We start from the raw sequence: 16,359 nt of genomic DNA on the forward strand, positions 1-16,359 counted from the left end.
TGCATTGCAAGCACAGCTCGCCTCGCCTAGCGGTCAGTTTGTCATGGCTGATCGCGATCCACTCCTTGAGAACACTGCCCCGCCCGCTGCTAGCGGCAACGGCATTTCGCGTGGCCGAATGGCGTTGCTGTTTTCCGTTATGCTGGTCACTGCGGCGGGCAATACAGCCATGCAATCCGTGATGCCATCGATCGGCACAGAGCTTGGTGTGGCCGATGTATGGATCAGTCTCGCCTACACATGGTCTGCACTGCTGTGGGTCACCTGCGCACCATTCTGGGCGCGGCGATCTGACAAGCGCGGACGCAAGTCGATGATGGCGCTGGGCATGACCGGCTTTATCACCAGCATGGGCTTTTGTGGTCTGGTCCTGTGGTTTGGCCTCGCCGGTTTGCTGCCCGCCGTTTGGACGTTGCTGTTGTTTGCAGCTGCGCGCAGCCTTTACGGCGGTTTTGGATCGGCCGCGCCGCCTGCGGTGCAAGCCTATGTTGCATCGCGCACAGCACGATCAGAGCGGACCAATGCGCTTTCTCTTATCGCGTCGAGCTTCGGGCTAGGTACGGTGTTGGGCCCGGCGCTCGCACCATTGCTTATTCTCCCGGGACTTGATCTGGTTGGACCTTTCCTCGCCTTTGCAGCAATCGGCGTTGTCGCGCTTGTCGCTTTGCGCTGGCGGCTGCCAGATGACGAACCTCGGTATGCGGCGCGCGGCAAGACTTTCAGCGAGCCATTCAGCGCCAGTTCCCAATCAAACCATGACGCCGAAGACGATGAAGACGTTGGCGTGGATGGGCCAAGCGAAAGCGAACCGAAGCGACTGACATGGTGGGAGCCGCGGGTGCGCCCTTGGGTGATTGCCGCTTTGCTTGGCGGCCATGCGCAAGCAATGATCCTCGGGATTGTCGGTTTTCTGGTGCTTGATCGGCTGGGGCTACGGGCTGACCCGCTCGCGGGCGCCGGTCCGGTGGGTCTAGTCCTGATGGCCGGCGCGCTGGCTTCGTTGGTGGCGCAATGGGGGGTAATTCCGCGCTTCAATCTAGGCCCGAGAGCCGCGACATTGAGCGGGATCGTCCTGGCGGGTTTTGGCGTATTCGTCTTCGCATTGGGAGACGCGATCCACACCATTGCGCTTGGTTATGCCATTGCCAGCCTCGGTTTCGGGCTGTTCCGGCCCGGCACGACCTCAGGCACATCGCTCGCCGTGACCCGTGCTGAACAAGGCGAGGCCTCAGGTATCGTGGCATCCGTTGCGGGTGCTGCGTTCGTGTTTGCACCGGCGCTGGGCGTGCTGCTCTACAATCTGTCAGAGCCACTTGCCTTCGGGCTGGTGATCGGTTTTTGCTCGGTCGTGTTCGCTGTGGGCTGGAAGCAGCTCTCCCTAGACGAGGTGCTGACGCGGGACAGGCGCTAAGCCGCTGCTTCGCAGCCGGTCGGCAGCTACAAAATTTCGTGAACCACATCCTGCGGGCGGCACAGGCGCACGCCCTTGTCCGTTTCAACCAACGGGCGTTCGATCAGGATCGGCTCGGCTGCCATCGCGTTGAGGACCGTGTCCGCGTCTGCGTCTGGCAACCCGCGCTTCGCCGCGTCTGTGCCGCGAATACGCAAGCCCTTTTGCGGGGTGATGCCGGCATCGCGATATAGCTGCGCCAGCTTATCCCGCAATGGCGCGTCCTTAAGATATTCCACAACGGTCACGTCTGCACCGCTTTCTTCAAGAATAGCCAGCGTCTTGCGCGATGTGCCGCATTTCGGATTGTGCCAGATGGTCGCTTTCACGCCGTGAACTCCTTTACCGCCAAGGCTGTATGACGTGCGATGCGCCCTAACCAAACGTCTTTTTCGCGACAAGTAGATTTGCTTCTTGCTTTTGAGAATAATTCTCAATAGCGACTACGGCACGGATCACGACTCGACAAAAGATTGGACCTTTGAATGAAGCTTCTCGGCAAAGCCCTCCTGCTTGCTGGCACAGCCACACTCGCTCCTGCTACCGCTGCTTTGGCAGAGACAGCAGAAAGCGCGGAGAGCCAGGCGTTGGCGCCTGACCCTGACGAGGGCACAATCATTGTTACCGGCACGGTGCTGCAATCCAACCAGATCAATTCCGTCAAGACACCCACCCCGATCATCGATGTCCCGCAAAGCCTCAGCATCACGACCGAGGAAGCGATTCTTGATCGCGGTTTTACCAGCATCGGCCAGATCATTGATTACACACCCGGCGTCAACACATCGCAGGGCGAAGGGCACCGTGATTCGATCGTCTTCCGCGGCGTGCGCTCAACCGCAGATTTCTTCATCGATGGCATGCGCGATGACGTGCAATATTACCGCAGTCTCTACAATCTGGACCAGATCGAGATATTGCGCGGGCCCAACGCGCTGCTGTTTGGACGGGGCGGCGCTGGCGGTGTTCTCAACCGCGTCACCAAGAAGGGCGTCATTGGCGACACATTCGGCGGCGGCCAGATCGCCATTGATACCTTTGGTGCATACAGCGTGCAGGCCGATATCAATCTCTCAAATGGCGATGCATCGGCGTTCCGCATCAATGCGATGTACGAAAACCTCAACAATCACCGCGATTTCTACGATGGCGAGCGCATAGGCATCAATCCGACCGTGCGTTTTGCATTGAGCGAAGATACAACGCTGGATTTGTCCTACGAATATGCCGATCACGATCGCTTCATTGATCGCGGCATTCCAACCGGTACGGATGGCCGCCCGATCGAGGAATTCAAAGACATCACCTTTGGCGATCCGGAATTGAACTTCAATGATCTGGAAGCGCATCTGCTGCGCGCCAACCTTCAGCACACATTCTCGGACAGCTGGAAAGGCGTGTTCAGCGCATTCTACGGCAATTACAACAAGGGCTATTCGAACTTCTATGCTTCGGGCTATGACCAAGCCAACTCGCCAGATGTCGTGACCACCGATGGCTACATCGACGCGACCCAGCGTGAAAACCTGATCCTGTCTGCGAATATGGTCGGCGAATTCAACACGGGCGCGGTCGCGCATACGCTGCTGTTTGGCGCAGAATACATCAACACGTCGTCTGATCAGGACCGATTCAATCCGGTTTGGGATCAGACCAATGATGACAACGAGATCTTCGCAATTACCCGCCTGCTGAACTTGCGCGGGGGCGTAGGTGTGAACGCATCAGGCGACATTACCTCAGTCACATTCGGCGATCTGAATGACTTCACGCAGGTGGAGATCGATGTCGTCTCGCTCTACATTCAGGATGAGATCAAGCTGACCGATTGGCTTAATGTCGTGGTGGGCGGGCGTTTCGACAGCTTCGATATCGAAGTACTCGACGTCCCCAGCGACGAACTACGCACGCGCAAGGATGAGGAATTCTCTCCACGTGGAGGCGTGATCTTCAAGCCGCGGGAAAACATCTCGATCTACGCAAGCTATTCGGAGAGTTTCCTGCCGCGTTCGGGTGAGCAATTCGCCAATATCAACGGCAGCAACAACGCACTGGACCCGGACAAGTTCACCAATCTCGAAGCCGGCATAAAGTGGGATTTTGCAGACCGCCTCAGCTTCACCGCGGCGATATTCGAGATCGAGCAAAGCTCCCCTCAACCCAATGACAATGACCCGTCGACGCTGGATGTGATCGATTCCAAGATCGACGGCTTTGAACTGCAACTGCAAGGTGAAGTGATGCCAGCCTGGACCGTTTCAGCGGGCTACAGCTTCCTGGACGGAGAACAGCAGAGCCACACGGGCCCGACAGGTCTGCGCCCACGCGAACTGCCAGAGAATATGTTCTCGATCTGGAACCAGTTTGAAGTCACCGATCGACTGGGACTTGGCATCGGCATGACGCACCAGGATGAAAGCTTCATCGACAATGGCAACACCGCTGTGCTGCCATCCTACACGCGATTTGATGCATCAGCCTATTACGACGTGTCGGAGAATCTTCGGGTGCAGGTCAATATCGAGAACCTGACCGACCAGCTTTACTTCCCCAACAGCCAAGCCAGGCACGAAGCTTCGGTCGGCGCGCCGCTCAATGCGCGCTTTGCCATCACAGGCCGGTTCTAAAGGCAGCTAGCCTTCGGGCTCTTCGGAGCTCGAAGGTGGCCGGATCGCAGGCACTTCGCGCGCTGCATTTTCGTTGCTGATGCCCGGAGCAGGCGCAGCGCTGATCCTTTCCAATCGCCGCGCTACGCGCCCCGCCCGCTGGATCGCGCGCACCAGCCGGGGATAGACGCCGCAGCGGCACAAGTTCGGGATCGCCGCCTTGATTTCCGCTTCGCTGGGATCGGCATTCCGCTCAAGCAACGCCGCCGCGGCCATCACGATGCCCGGCGTACAGAAACCGCATTGGATTGCTTGTTCGGCGACCATGGCTTGCTGCACCGGATGGGACCGATCACGCGACAAGCCTTCGATAGTGGTGATGAATCGCCCTTCCGCCTCTGCGATCGTCACCAGACATGACCGTAAGGCTGCGCCATCAACGATAACCATGCACGATCCGCAATCGCCATTGCCGCAGCCATACTTGGTGCCGGTCAGGTTTGCCGCATCGCGCAGCGCCCACAGCAAGGGGGTGTCCGGATCCATATCGAACTCGAGCGGACGTTCATTTACGGTCATGCGCGGCATGCGACAGCTTATCGCATGCACTATGTTGGCGAACAAGACGCTCTGTGTGGATGCAAACACAAATTGCGCTTGTTATGTGGTGATCCTGCGTTAGTCGGTTGGCCATGAGCGAGAATGCCAAACTGACGCGCGGTTCGATACTTGGCCATCTCGTTTCTCAAACTTTGCCAGCCATTGTCGGTGTTGCTGCAGTCATGTCGATCGGCTTGGTCGATGCCTATTTCATCGGGCAGCTGGGCGCGGACGCTTTGGCGGCAATTGCGTTTATCTTCCCGATCAGCGTCGTGATAACCAGCCTGAGCGTGGGCATGATGGTGGGCATCAATTCTGTCATTGCGAGAGCCTTGGGTGAAGGCGATGATGAACGTGCGGCGCGGCGGCTAGCCAGGTCCTTTCGTCTTCGACTGATCTGGAAAAGCAAGCCTCGACACTACGGACGCAAATGCAGGCATTCTTGAGCAAGATCAGGGCGGCGTAGATACGGCATCGGCCGGTTTAAGGCTGAGCTTTGCGCCAATCGCGCTTGATCTTCTTAGCTAAGCTCCATTTGTGGACTTCAGTCGGCCCGTCGTAGATACGAAACGCTCTGATTTCACGAAAGAATTGTTCGACAATCGTATCGCCTGTTACTCCCGTGCCGCCCATCACCTGTACGCACCGGTCGGCAATCTGAAACAACGTTTCAGCCACAAAGGTCTTGGCCATTGAGCTCTCGGTTGTTCCGATTTCACCGGTGTCCAGCACGCTGGCGCACCAGTCGATCATCAACTCGCACGCCTTCAGATCAATCTTGTTCTGAGCCAGCATGAAGCCCACTCCCTCATGATCGACCAGCGGCTTTCCGAACGCCGTTCGCTTGCAAGCATAGTCGGTTGCAATCTCTTGAGCCCGATCCGCAACGCCAAGCCAACGCATGCAATGCGTGAGACGTGCAGGCGCCAGACGGACCTGTGCGTATTTGAAGCCCTCACCCGCTTCGCCAAGCATCTGGTTCGCCGGTACACGCAGATCGTTTATGGTAATAACAGCGTGACCGCCCGGCATGGAACTATCAATCGTCTCGAGCACGCGTTCAATCTGGATAGATGGATCGGGTAGATCGACAAGGAACATACAAGCTCCGCCTTCGGAATCAGCCTCAACCGATTTGGCCATGATGATCCCTACCTTTGCGCCGTCTGCACCGGTGATGAAAGCCTTTCGCCCATTGATCACCCAGTGGTTGCCATCGCGTTGGCAGGTTGTTTGCATCAATGACGGGTCAGACCCTGCGCCGTTGTCTTCGGCCGGTTCGGTCATGAAAAAGGCTGAACGAGCATCCCCTGACGCCAAGGGGGCCAGGAAACGTTGCTTGATCTCGTCGCTGCCAACCTTTCTGAGCAGGTACATATTGCCTTCATCGGGAGCCATCACATGACAGGCAATCGGACCAAGCGGCGAAATGCCGCTCTTGCGCAGGATCAATGCGGTATCAGCATGGCTGAAATGCGATCCGTCCTTTCGAATATGCGGGACTAGCAGGCCTACCGCCTTGGCCTTGCCCCGCAGTTCCGCTCCAAGTTCATCGGAAGGCCCATGACTGCCGCAACGTGGGTCTGCCTCGTATGGAGCGACGACCGTGCGAACAAACTCTTCAACTCTAGCCGCGATCTGTTCGGCTTCAGACGTATAGTGGGCCATTCAAACTCATCCTGTTTTGGTATTGGTGCGGACCTAATCGACCACGAGCCAGCTTCCACCTCCCCAATTGGTCAGCGAGTTCGAATGCACCTCAAGGAGTTGGTCCTATTGAACCGAGATCGTTGATGAGAACTTGCTCAGCAAGTTCAGGAATGGACCATGGCTTGAATAACTCTGGTCCGTCAGATCATCCAAGAAGCCGGAAAGTGAGTCGCCGACACCAACTTTCATATTGTTGTTCACGCGCCGGTTCGAGAATCCCAATCTTTCAGAATTGTGACAGTGTGTGCCTATCGATTGCTATCACTTGGCTTATCGCATCTATTCCGCTCACGATGAACAAGAACGATTCGCGATCCGTATTAGCGGAAGCCCTCAAGCTTGCGCTTGCTGGAGATCATGACCCCGCGCGATTGGGAAACGCCATCGCCAACCCGCAACGATTAACCGCAATCGAGAAAAGCGCGTGGGTGCAGCTTCACAACTGGTCGGCCGATGCGAACCTGCGGGCGCAGTATCCGCAGATTGCAGATTTCAGCCGCCGCCGGATAACCGATTTGCTGGTGCAGCTCGAAGACTAGGGCTTTAACGGGCTGCCATCTGTTCGGCCCGGAACTCTCCACGGTCGAGCATCTGCAGAGCCAATCGTGCCAGATGACGCGATTCCTTCCATTCGCCCTCGGCAGTCTCCAGAACAACACGGTCAGAACCACGCATCGCCGCTTCGAACATGGCGCGCGCTTCCTCAGTGCGACCCTGACGTGCGTATGCGATGCCAAGATTGATCAGTTTGGCAGGATCATCTGCGGCAAGTTCGGTGTTTGCCTCGATCACCTCAACCGCGATTGCGTCATGACCATCCAGCAAGGGTTCGTAGCCGATATCGCTCGGTGCACCACTAACAAGCATCATCAAAGCTGCAGTACCGGTTAGAAACATATGCCATCTCCCAAAAGAGCTTGCATAGTGTGGAAAAGTATTTCGGGCTGCAACAAAAATGAAACATTGTCATAAAACAGCAGCATTTAGACATGTTCTATATATAAAACAGCTGGTTAGAGGCTGTAACAATAGCTGGCTGGAGAGCCTCTGGTAGGTCATATTTGTCATATACCTGACATTTTTTGTCATGTGACAATTTTGCGATATTTTGGCTGTTTCCGACCACAAAGAGTCACTGCCCGTCCTTAATAGCACTGGAGCGCGCTTGATGCGTGACTAACTTTTACTCCGGATTTTTAAGAGGACCGCTCGCTGTGAAAACTCTCAATCGCTCGCTTATAATGGGCGCAAGCCTGATCGCACTCGCTGGTTGCGGCGCGGATGAAATCGCCTCGCCCGGCACGGGGGGCAATGTCATTATCAATGGTGGCGGTGGTGGCACCCCGACGCCGTCACCAACGCCAACGCCAACCACGACCACTACAGCGGCGGCCGACTGTCCGTTTATTGAGGATCCGCAGGGTCTAACAAGCCGCGGTACAATCTCTGGCCCGACTGGCTCTTATCGTCTTTGCCAGCTTCCGGCTCGCTTCAATCGTTCAACCACGCTTCCGTTTACGGCGTCTGATTCTGCGGTCATCTATTTGATCGACGGTCAGGTTGACGTCGGTACTGATGGCGGACCGACTGCTGATAACTCTGACGGCCTCGATGACACCAATATTGTCCTGACTATTGAGCCAGGTGTGATCCTGGCAGGTCTTGATGCGTCTTACTTGAACGTCAATCGCGGCAACCAGATACAGGCAAACGGGACAACCGACCGCCCGATTATCTTTACCAGCCAGCAGAATATTCGCGGCGAGAACACTGATAGTTCTTCGGGCGATTGGGGTGGACTCATTCTCAATGGCCGCGCTCCGATTACGGACTGCCTTTCGAATACAGCTACGCCAGGCACAGCCCAATGCGAACGCGAAGTCGAAGGCACAACCACGCCGCCGCGCTATGGCGGCGACGATGCTTCGGACAGCTCGGGTTCCATTCGCAATGTCCAGCTGCGCTTTTCGGGTACTGTGCTTGCAAATGGTGACGAGCTTCAGGCTCTGACGACAGGCGGCGTTGGCTCAGGCACCACCTTCGAAAACATCCAGTCGTTCAACAGCGCGGATGACGGCGTCGAATTCTTTGGTGGCGTGGTGAATATGAAGGGTCTCGTGGTTGTCGGCGCAGAAGACGACTCGATCGACACCGACACAGGCGTGAAGGCTACACTGCAGTATGTTGTCGCAGTGCAGCGATCCGATGTCGGTGACACGATCATTGAAGCCGACAGCAACAACGCTCTGGTTGATGATACGCCTCGCCAGAACACATTGATTTCGAACGCTACTTTCATTCAGCGCAAGAACGATGACCAGGTCATCCGTATCCGCGGGGGAACAGATTATTCGCTGTTCAACACCATCATCTTCGACAATTCTTCAAATGCTACGCCGTGCTTGCGTATTGACCTGCCGGAAACAGTTCGTGCCGCGAATGCTGGACTTGATGATGTCGGTCCGCCGCGCTTCGAGTCCGTGGCAATGGATTGTGCGACACCTTTCCGTGATGGCAGCAGCGGCGTAACTGCCGCTGATACACAGGCAATTTTCGAGAGCGGCTCGAACAACACCACTGCGCTGACCAACACTCTGACGATGACCTATATCAACGGTTCGAACGAGGACGCACTGGTGGCCTTCGACCCGACGGGCATCTCCAGCTTCTTCGACAATGCTGGTTACGTTGGTGCAGCACAATCGGGTGATACGCGCTTCGAAGGCTGGACTTGCGACTCAGCGACCATCTCTTTCGGAAACAACTCGGGCGCCTGCACCTCGCTGCCGGTTTACTGATGATCCATTTGCTCCTGGGCGGTCAGCACCCTCTCGCTGATCGCCCAGGAGCTTCGCTGCATGAATCAAACTCAGGCCTCTATGAAAGGGTCTTCGAAAATGAACACTGGCAAGCAGTTGACGGGGCTGCTCCTCCTCACAACCGCTCTCACATATCCTGCAGTTGCACATGCCCAGGATAGTCAAACCACCGATGCAGTTGCACAGTCGGAGGATCAGGTCGATCCGGAGGATGATGCCTTCGAGGAGCCCGAAATCTCAGTTCCAGGCGGTTCCATCATCGTCACCGGGCGACGCAATCGCGATGTTACACGCAGCTCGAGCCAGGTCATCTCTGTTCTGTCGCAGGAAGAGATTGCCCGAACCGGCGAAGGTGACATTGCGGGCGCGCTTGGGCGCACAACCGGACTGGCTGTTGTGGGCAATGGCAACGTGTTTGTCCGCGGCCTTGGTGACCGGTACTCGCTGGCATTGCTCAACGGTCTCCCACTGCCATCTCCACAACCGCTCAGCCGCGTCGTTCCGCTGGATATTTTTCCGACCAACATCGTAGCCTCCTCGCTGGTCCAGAAAAGCTACTCGGCAAACTTCCCAGGCGAATTCGGCGGCGGTGTGATCAACCTAACCACTCGCGCTGTGCCAGATGAGAGCTTTCTCGATATCAGCCTGAGCATAAGCGGCGATACTGAAACCACTTTCAGCAATGGCCTCGACTATTACGGGTCAGACTATGACTGGTCTGGCTTTGACGACGGCACACGTGATGTGCCGCCCGCGCTCCAGGATTTCTTCAATAGCGGCCGCCGCATCGGTGACCTGACAACTGCAGAACAAGGCGCAATCGTTAAGCAGTTGGGCAACCCCAATCTGGTGGTGCTGCAGGAAGTGGGCGACGTGAGGCCGAACTTCTCTGGCGGGATCACGGCTGGCACCGCGTTTGATGTTGGTTCAGACGGCCGGCTTGGCTTGATCGCGACTGCGTCGCTCAGCAACAAGTTGCGCACGAAGGTAATTACGTCGCAGAACCCGTTCTCGACTGATCTTCAGCTCGATCGGGACTCGCGAAATTTTGTCACCGACAACCGCATTCTGGCCAACGCCATGTTGGGTGTCGGTCTCGAGATTGGCGAACATCAGTTCCGTTGGACAAATCTGTTCATCCGGGACACGCTGAAGCAGTCAGGGCTGGGGTTTGGTGAGCTGCTGCTCGACGGAGACAGCCTGATTACCCAGAACACAGGCTGGTATGAGCGGCAGCTGATCGATACGCAGCTGGTTAGCGAACTTGAGTTCGGCGATCTTTCTGTCGATGTGCGCCTTGGATACGCGCAAACCCAGCGCGAAGCGCCATACGAATATGAGTTTGTCTATGTCCGCACCAATCAGGACAACCAGGACACGGGCGATATCTTCATCAACGTTCTGGACCGCCAACGCGGCAGCGCATCAGTTGCATTTTCCGAACTGAAGGAAGATCTCCTCTACGGCGGTCTCGACTTGAGCTATCCGCTGACCGACTGGCTGACGGCTACAGTTGGCTATGCCTACACAGACACCAGCCGTGATTCCGAGCGTCGCGAATTCTTGATCGACGGTGATAATATTCCACCAGGCGTTGGGGCACTTCGCCCCGATCTTTTGCTCGGCGATGCAATCATCGATTACTTCGGCATTGGCTTGAGTGAACCAACCCAGACTGATCCTGCGTTTGCTGCTGATCTGGAGATTCAGGCCGGATATGCGAAGGTGAACATTGTTCCGGCCTTCGGTGTAAGTTTGGATCTTGGTGTCCGATATGAAGATGCTTCACAGTCGGTTGGCACGGTAAGCCGGTTCGAGAATCCGTTCGTTTCGCTTGCGACGACAGCGCTCGACAACGACTACTTCTTACCCGGCGCAACGATTACGTGGGAAGCGACGGATTCGCTGCAATTCCGGGCGAGTGCATCCAAAACGATCGCACGTCCGCAGTTCCGCGAACTGATCTTCCAACCCTACACTGACCCTGAAAATCAGCGTCAGTACATCGGCAACCCGGCTTTGATAGATTCAGAGCTGTTCAACGCAGAAGTTCGCGCCGAATATTACTTCGGTCGAGGCAATCGTGTTTCCGCAGCTGGTTTCTACAAGGAAATCGAAAACCCGATCGAGCCCTATGTTTCGATTGGCGCGGATACGAGCTTCACTACGCGTTTTGCCAATGCGCCAACAGCCGAACTGTTCGGCGGTGAGTTCGAGTTCCAGTTGACCAAGCCATTGTTCGATTGGGGCGCGACCGGTTGGCTTGAAACGAAACAGATCATTTTCGCGACAAACTACACCTACACCCAATCCGAGTTGAAAGTAGGCGAAGGCGATACCACCAGCCTCTTCACCGCCGGTGTTGGTGCGATTGAGAGCGATGCAGCACTGTTCTTCAACGATGGTGACCCGCTCACCGGTCAGTCGGATCATTTGGTCAATGTTCAGCTCGGCATCGAAGATCAGGACGAGCTGCAACAGCTGACTCTCCTGCTTAGCTATGCCAGCGAACGCGTTACGCGCCGTGGTACGGCTGGCTTGCCTGACATTGTTGAAGATCCCGGTCTGACATTCGACGTGGTGATGCGCCAGGAGTTAAAGCTGTTCTCAGTTCCGCTGGAACTCAAGGCTGAAGCGCGCAACATTTTTGGGCGGGGGAACTTTGAATTTCAGAAGGTTGGCGACAACCGCATTGAAATCAACAGCTACGATGTCGGCACATCATTCTCGCTGGGCCTTACTGCCAAATTCTAGATATCGGCACGCCCCGTCTTCGGGCGGGGCGGCCGCCTAGGCTATCGCCGAAGCTCGAGGTCGAAGACGTAGCCGATTGAACGCACGGTTCGCAGGGGGTTACCGCCCCCCGCGGCCTTTATAGCTTTCCGCAATCGGCCAATCCATACATCGACCGTTCGTTCGTCAATCATCTCTTCCTTCTTGCCCAGTCCGGACATTATTTCAGGGCGTGACAAAGTGCGGTTGGCATTCTCGGCTAGAAACCGGAGCAGCCTGAATTCGTTCGGGCTGACATCGATTGGCTCATCGCGCCAGTAAGCGCGGTAGGCAGGCAGATTGATGGTCAACGCCCCATAGTCGAGTTTCTCGGTAGTGTAGTTCGCCGCCATGGGCTTTAACGCAAAAATACGATCCAGCACCGCGCGCCGGTCGATTGGCCCCGACATATAGTCATCCGCCCCGGCATCGAGTGCACGCTTGCGCGCTGCGAAATCGTCATCGTTCAAGACCATTGTAATGTGCGCGCCTGCTGTCTGGGGATCCGCCCTCAACCGGCGGCAAAGCTCCAGGCCGGCAAGGTCATCGAGCACCCAGTCGATGAATATCCAAATCGGACCTTCGAATATCTGCGAAGGAGCGCGCGAAGTGATCTTCGAGAATTCATACTGCGCGTCATCATGAGCGAATGGCTCGAACTCATCAGCGTCTGGATGTGTGAGCAGAATCTTGACAACCGACATACAACTTGGCCCCTGGTTCGAACCCAGATTGCCCTCGATTTATGACGTGTCCGTGACGAAGCAGGCGCTTTGAGCATTCGCAGCTGTAGCGTCAACTATGCGCAATTGGCTCATTAGCCGCCAGTCCGGTTTTCGTGCTTAGTTTGAAAGCAGACAGGCCGCGAACAACGCCCATGGCCGCCGTGCTGGAGACAGAGGACAGCATCGAGGGCTCGAAATCTGGCTAACTGACATGAGCGCGGGAAGGTTCGCCACCAATCTCAGAGGTTTTAGCGATTGAGTTCGGCTCCTGAAGGCGGTCAGTCGGCTTTCAGACTATTCAGAGCCGAGCCGGAATTTCCGCATTTGGGGCGCACTTCAGACGTGGGGAACCCCAACCGTAGTTTGTGCATCCTAAATGCTTTCAGTCACAAACAGAAAGAGCCCCACTGGTAACAGTGAGGCGGAATATATCATATATGTCAGAGAGATGGTGGTTGCGGGGGTTGGATTTGAACCAACGACCTTCAGGTTATGAGCCTGACGAGCTACCGGACTGCTCCACCCCGCGGCACCTAGTTATTGACGCCCAAGATTACCTATTGCGAACTATTCAATCCGCCTGGCATTCGGCCAAACCGGCCGTTGGGCTATCCCCATGCAAAACTCTGCGAGCTTCGTTCAGGGTATTGGCAACTTCCCGAAAATATCCCGGAAAGCGAACCTCTAGCGGAGGCTAGAGACGCCAAAAGGGCCGCCCTGGTGGGTCAGCCCTTCGACTTGTGAATGGGTTTCATTACCGCGCAATCGCTGGCTTCAATGCCTGGCGACGACCTACTCTTCCAACGCTTAAACGTTAGTACCATCGGCGCTACCTGGTTTCACGGCCGAGTTCGAGATGGGATCGGGTGGGTCACAGGCGCTATGGCCACCAAGCAATGGAGCCAGCGAATACGGGTCTAAATCGATGTAGTGTGCTCGAAATATTCGAGCGGGCGACGATCTGGCCGAAGAGTCTTCCTCCTCAACACACAGTCGCAGGACTGTCGTTGATAGTGCGAACTCTCAAGCGTGATCAGAACTATTAGGACTGGTTAGCTTCACGCATTACTGCGCTTCCACACCCAGCCTATCAACGTCATGGTCTATGACGGTTCGAAGATACCTAATCTCAAGGGAGGCTTCCCGCTTAGATGCTTTCAGCGGTTATCCCGTCCATACATAGCTACCCAGCGGCACGCCTGGCGGCATGACTGGTACACCAGAGGTATGTTCACCCCGGTCCTCTCGTACTAGGGGCAACTCCTTTCAAGTATCGACGCCCACGGCAGATAGGGACCAAACTGTCTCGCGACGTTCTGAACCCAGCTCACGTACCACTTTAATTGGCGAACAGCCAAACCCTTGGGACCTGCTCCAGCCCCAGGATGTGATGAGCCGACATCGAGGTGCCAAACGATTCCGTCGATATGAGCTCTTGGGAATCATCAGCCTGTTATCCCCGGCGTACCTTTTATCCGTTGAGCGATGGCCCTTCCACGAGGGACCACCGGATCACTATGACCGACTTTCGTCTCTGCTCGACCTGTCGGTCTCGCAGTCAGGCATGCTTATGCCATTGCACTCTCGCAGCCGGTTTCCAACCGGCCTGAGCATACCATCGCGCGCCTCCGTTACTCTTTAGGAGGCGACCGCCCCAGTCAAACTACCCGCCATAGAGGGTCCCTGGTCCGGATAACGGACCTAGGTTAGACATCAGAAAACAACAGGGTGGTATTTCACAGGTTGGCTCCACTCGGACTGGCGCCCAAGTTTCAAAGCCTCCCACCTATTCTACACAGTTCTTTCCTAATGCCACTCTAAAGCTGCAGTAAAGGTGCACGGGGTCTTTCCGTCTAACCGCGGGTACTCCGCATCTTCACGGAGAATTCAATTTCGCTGAGCATATCCTGGAGACAGTGGGGAAGTCGTTACGCCATTCGTGCAGGTCGGAACTTACCCGACAAGGAATTTCGCTACCTTAGGACCGTTATAGTTACGGCCGCCGTTTACTTGGGCTTCAATTCGGAGCTTGCACTCCTCCTCTTAACCTTCAAGCACCGGGCAGGCGTCAGACCCTATACGTCGTCTTGAAGCCGACTTAGCAGAGTCCTGTGTTTTTGCTAAACAGTCGCTACCCCCTGGCCTGTGCCCCCCGCTAAAAGTTGCCTTCTAACGGGGCCTCCTTCTTCCGAAGGTACGGAGGCAATTTGCCGAGTTCCTTCAGGATACTTCTCTCAAACGCCTTGGTATACTCTACCTGACCACCTGTGTCGGTTTCGGGTACGGTCTATACGGTGGGGCTATTTCCAGGAACAACTTGGCAGCATGCCCAATCCAATAAGGACACACTACTTCCGCCATCCGTCACACACCACCAGGCCCACGAATATTTACGTGGTTCCCATCGACTACCCCCTTCGGGCTCGTCTTAGGGGCCGGCTAACCCTGCTCCGATTAGCGTTGAGCAGGAACCCTTGGTCTTTCGGCGAGAGGGTATCTCACCCTCTTTATCGCTACTCATGTCAGCATTCGCACTTCCGATATGTCCACCGTCGGTTACCCTTCGGCTTCAACCACTTACGGAACGCTCCGCTACCGCTCATAGTAAACTATGAACCCTAAGCTTCGGTGCATATCTTTAGCCCCGTTACATCTTCGCCGCAGGAACCCTTATTTAGACCAGTGAGCTGTTACGCTTTCTTTAAAGGATGGCTGCTTCTAAGCCAACCTCCTGGTTGTTTTGGGATTCCCACATGCTTTCCCACTTAGATATGACTTGGGGACCTTAGCTGTAGGTTAGGGCTGTTTCCCTTTTGACGACGGACCTTAGCACCCGCCGTCTGTCTGCCAGACAAGACTCGATGGTATTCGGAGTTTGGTTAGGTTTGGTACCGCTCGCGCAGCCCTAGCCCATCCAGTGCTCTACCCCCATCGGCATACATCTGACGCTCTACCTCAATAGATTTCGCGGAGAACCAGCTATTTCCCGGCTTGATTGGCCTTTCACCCCTAAACACAACTCATCCGAGAATTTTTCAACATTCAACGGTTCGGTCCTCCAGTGCATGTTACTGCACCTTCAACCTGGTCATGCCTAGATCGCCGGGGTTCGGGTCTAATCCAACATACTCAGTCGCCCTATTCAGACTCGCTTTCGCTTCGCCTACACCTAACGGCTTAAGCTTGCATGCTAGATTAAGTCACTGACCCATTATGCAAGAGGTACGCTGTCACCCCCTATGGGGCTCCAACTGCTTGTAAGCATCCGGTTTCAGGTACTGTTTCACTCCCCTAATCGGGGTGCTTTTCACCTTTCCCTCACGGTACTGTGTTCGCTATCGGTCATGTACGAGTATTTAGGCTTGGAGGGTGGTCCCCCCACGTTCAGACAGGATTTCACGTGTCCCGCCCTACTCAAGTCCTTGTCGATCATTTTCGCATACGGGACTGTCACCCACTATGGTCAAACTTTCCAGAATGTTCTGCTAATTTACGACAAGGCACTGGCCTGGTCCCGGTTCGCTCGCCACTACTACGGGAATCTCGGTTGATTTCTTTTCCTCCGGGTACTGAGATGTTTCAGTTCCCCGGGTTCGCTTCACCAAAGCTATATATTCACTAAGGTGATACCTTATCCACCTCTCTCGCCATCCCCGAAAGGATGATGAAAGAAATGG

At 55.6% G+C, this 16,359-nt stretch carries 11 protein-coding genes, 1 tRNA gene and 2 rRNA genes (1 of these 14 cut by a window edge); 6 read left to right on the top strand and 8 right to left on the bottom strand.

Annotated features, from left to right (window positions below; translation table 11 throughout):
• Positions 1-43 precede the first annotated feature (43 nt).
• Positions 44-1,411: an MFS transporter gene (locus QQX03_RS10800; RefSeq protein WP_285975734.1), complete on the top strand. Its 1,368-nt coding sequence runs from the start codon at positions 44-46 to the stop codon at positions 1,409-1,411.
• A 26-nt stretch (positions 1,412-1,437) separates the two neighbouring features.
• Here the strand turns inward: QQX03_RS10800 and QQX03_RS10805 are convergent, their stop codons facing one another.
• A complete protein-coding gene (locus QQX03_RS10805) occupies positions 1,438-1,779 on the bottom strand; it encodes an arsenate reductase family protein (RefSeq protein WP_285975735.1) in 342 nt (113 codons plus the stop codon).
• Between the two features lie 156 nt (positions 1,780-1,935).
• Between QQX03_RS10805 and QQX03_RS10810 the strand changes: the two genes are divergently transcribed.
• Positions 1,936-4,077, top strand: a complete 2,142-nt coding sequence (locus QQX03_RS10810) for a TonB-dependent receptor (protein ID WP_285975736.1) — start codon at positions 1,936-1,938, stop codon at positions 4,075-4,077.
• 6 nt (positions 4,078-4,083) lie between these two features.
• Here the strand turns inward: QQX03_RS10810 and QQX03_RS10815 are convergent, their stop codons facing one another.
• Positions 4,084-4,644, bottom strand: coding sequence for a (2Fe-2S)-binding protein (locus QQX03_RS10815; protein ID WP_285975737.1), 561 nt, complete (start codon positions 4,642-4,644; stop codon positions 4,084-4,086).
• Between the two features lie 104 nt (positions 4,645-4,748).
• Between QQX03_RS10815 and QQX03_RS10820 the strand changes: the two genes are divergently transcribed.
• Positions 4,749-5,102, top strand: a complete 354-nt coding sequence (locus tag QQX03_RS10820; RefSeq protein ID WP_349665841.1) for an MATE family efflux transporter — start codon at positions 4,749-4,751, stop codon at positions 5,100-5,102.
• A gap of 37 nt (positions 5,103-5,139) precedes the next feature.
• On the opposite strand, the gene QQX03_RS10825 is transcribed toward QQX03_RS10820, so the two are convergent.
• Positions 5,140-6,324 (bottom strand): acyl-CoA dehydrogenase family protein, encoded by a 1,185-nt coding sequence (locus QQX03_RS10825; RefSeq protein ID WP_285975738.1) that lies wholly within the window; start codon positions 6,322-6,324, stop codon positions 5,140-5,142.
• Between the two features lie 335 nt (positions 6,325-6,659).
• Between QQX03_RS10825 and QQX03_RS10830 the strand changes: the two genes are divergently transcribed.
• Positions 6,660-6,905, top strand: a complete 246-nt coding sequence (locus QQX03_RS10830; protein WP_285975739.1) for a hypothetical protein — start codon at positions 6,660-6,662, stop codon at positions 6,903-6,905.
• Between the two features lie 4 nt (positions 6,906-6,909).
• Here the strand turns inward: QQX03_RS10830 and QQX03_RS10835 are convergent, their stop codons facing one another.
• Positions 6,910-7,263 (bottom strand): tetratricopeptide repeat protein, encoded by a 354-nt coding sequence (locus QQX03_RS10835; RefSeq protein WP_285975740.1) that lies wholly within the window; start codon positions 7,261-7,263, stop codon positions 6,910-6,912.
• A 317-nt stretch (positions 7,264-7,580) separates the two neighbouring features.
• Here QQX03_RS10835 and QQX03_RS10840 point away from each other — a divergent pair, with 317 nt between their 5' ends.
• Together QQX03_RS10840 and QQX03_RS10845 are read left to right on the top strand one after the other, a co-directional pair.
• On the top strand, positions 7,581-9,164 hold the full coding sequence (locus tag QQX03_RS10840) for a beta-helix domain-containing protein (protein WP_285975741.1): 1,584 nt from the start codon (positions 7,581-7,583) through the stop codon (positions 9,162-9,164).
• Positions 9,165-9,263: 99 nt separating this feature from the next.
• On the top strand, positions 9,264-11,939 hold the full coding sequence (locus tag QQX03_RS10845) for a TonB-dependent receptor domain-containing protein (protein ID WP_285975742.1): 2,676 nt from the start codon (positions 9,264-9,266) through the stop codon (positions 11,937-11,939).
• Between the two features lie 41 nt (positions 11,940-11,980).
• On the opposite strand, the gene QQX03_RS10850 is transcribed toward QQX03_RS10845, so the two are convergent.
• The 4 genes from QQX03_RS10850 to QQX03_RS10865 form a co-directional block, all read right to left on the bottom strand.
• A complete protein-coding gene (locus QQX03_RS10850) occupies positions 11,981-12,661 on the bottom strand; it encodes a response regulator transcription factor (protein WP_285975743.1) in 681 nt (226 codons plus the stop codon).
• A gap of 473 nt (positions 12,662-13,134) precedes the next feature.
• Positions 13,135-13,211 (bottom strand) — tRNA-Met (locus QQX03_RS10855).
• 250 nt (positions 13,212-13,461) lie between these two features.
• Positions 13,462-13,576, bottom strand: a 5S ribosomal RNA gene (gene rrf, locus QQX03_RS10860).
• A gap of 128 nt (positions 13,577-13,704) precedes the next feature.
• Positions 13,705-16,359, bottom strand: a 23S ribosomal RNA gene (locus tag QQX03_RS10865) (it continues 136 nt past the right edge of the window).

Source organism: Altererythrobacter rubellus, assembly GCF_030284385.1.
GTDB classification, from domain to species: Bacteria; Pseudomonadota; Alphaproteobacteria; order Sphingomonadales; family Sphingomonadaceae; genus Erythrobacter; species Erythrobacter rubellus.

Bases quoted from the DNA above. Each gene is read 5' to 3' on its own strand.
- QQX03_RS10830 (WP_285975739.1), top strand. From the start codon at position 6,660: ATGAACAAGAACGATTCGCGATCCGTATTAGCGGAAGCCCTCAAGCTT.
- QQX03_RS10850 (WP_285975743.1), bottom strand. From the start codon at position 12,661: ATGTCGGTTGTCAAGATTCTGCTCACACATCCAGACGCTGATGAGTTC.
- QQX03_RS10810 (WP_285975736.1), top strand. From the start codon at position 1,936: ATGAAGCTTCTCGGCAAAGCCCTCCTGCTTGCTGGCACAGCCACACTC.
- QQX03_RS10815 (WP_285975737.1), bottom strand. From the start codon at position 4,644: ATGCCGCGCATGACCGTAAATGAACGTCCGCTCGAGTTCGATATGGAT.
- QQX03_RS10835 (WP_285975740.1), bottom strand. From the start codon at position 7,263: ATGTTTCTAACCGGTACTGCAGCTTTGATGATGCTTGTTAGTGGTGCA.
- QQX03_RS10845 (WP_285975742.1), top strand. From the start codon at position 9,264: ATGAACACTGGCAAGCAGTTGACGGGGCTGCTCCTCCTCACAACCGCT.
- QQX03_RS10800 (WP_285975734.1), top strand. From the start codon at position 44: ATGGCTGATCGCGATCCACTCCTTGAGAACACTGCCCCGCCCGCTGCT.
- QQX03_RS10825 (WP_285975738.1), bottom strand. From the start codon at position 6,324: ATGGCCCACTATACGTCTGAAGCCGAACAGATCGCGGCTAGAGTTGAA.
- QQX03_RS10820 (WP_349665841.1), top strand. From the start codon at position 4,749: ATGAGCGAGAATGCCAAACTGACGCGCGGTTCGATACTTGGCCATCTC.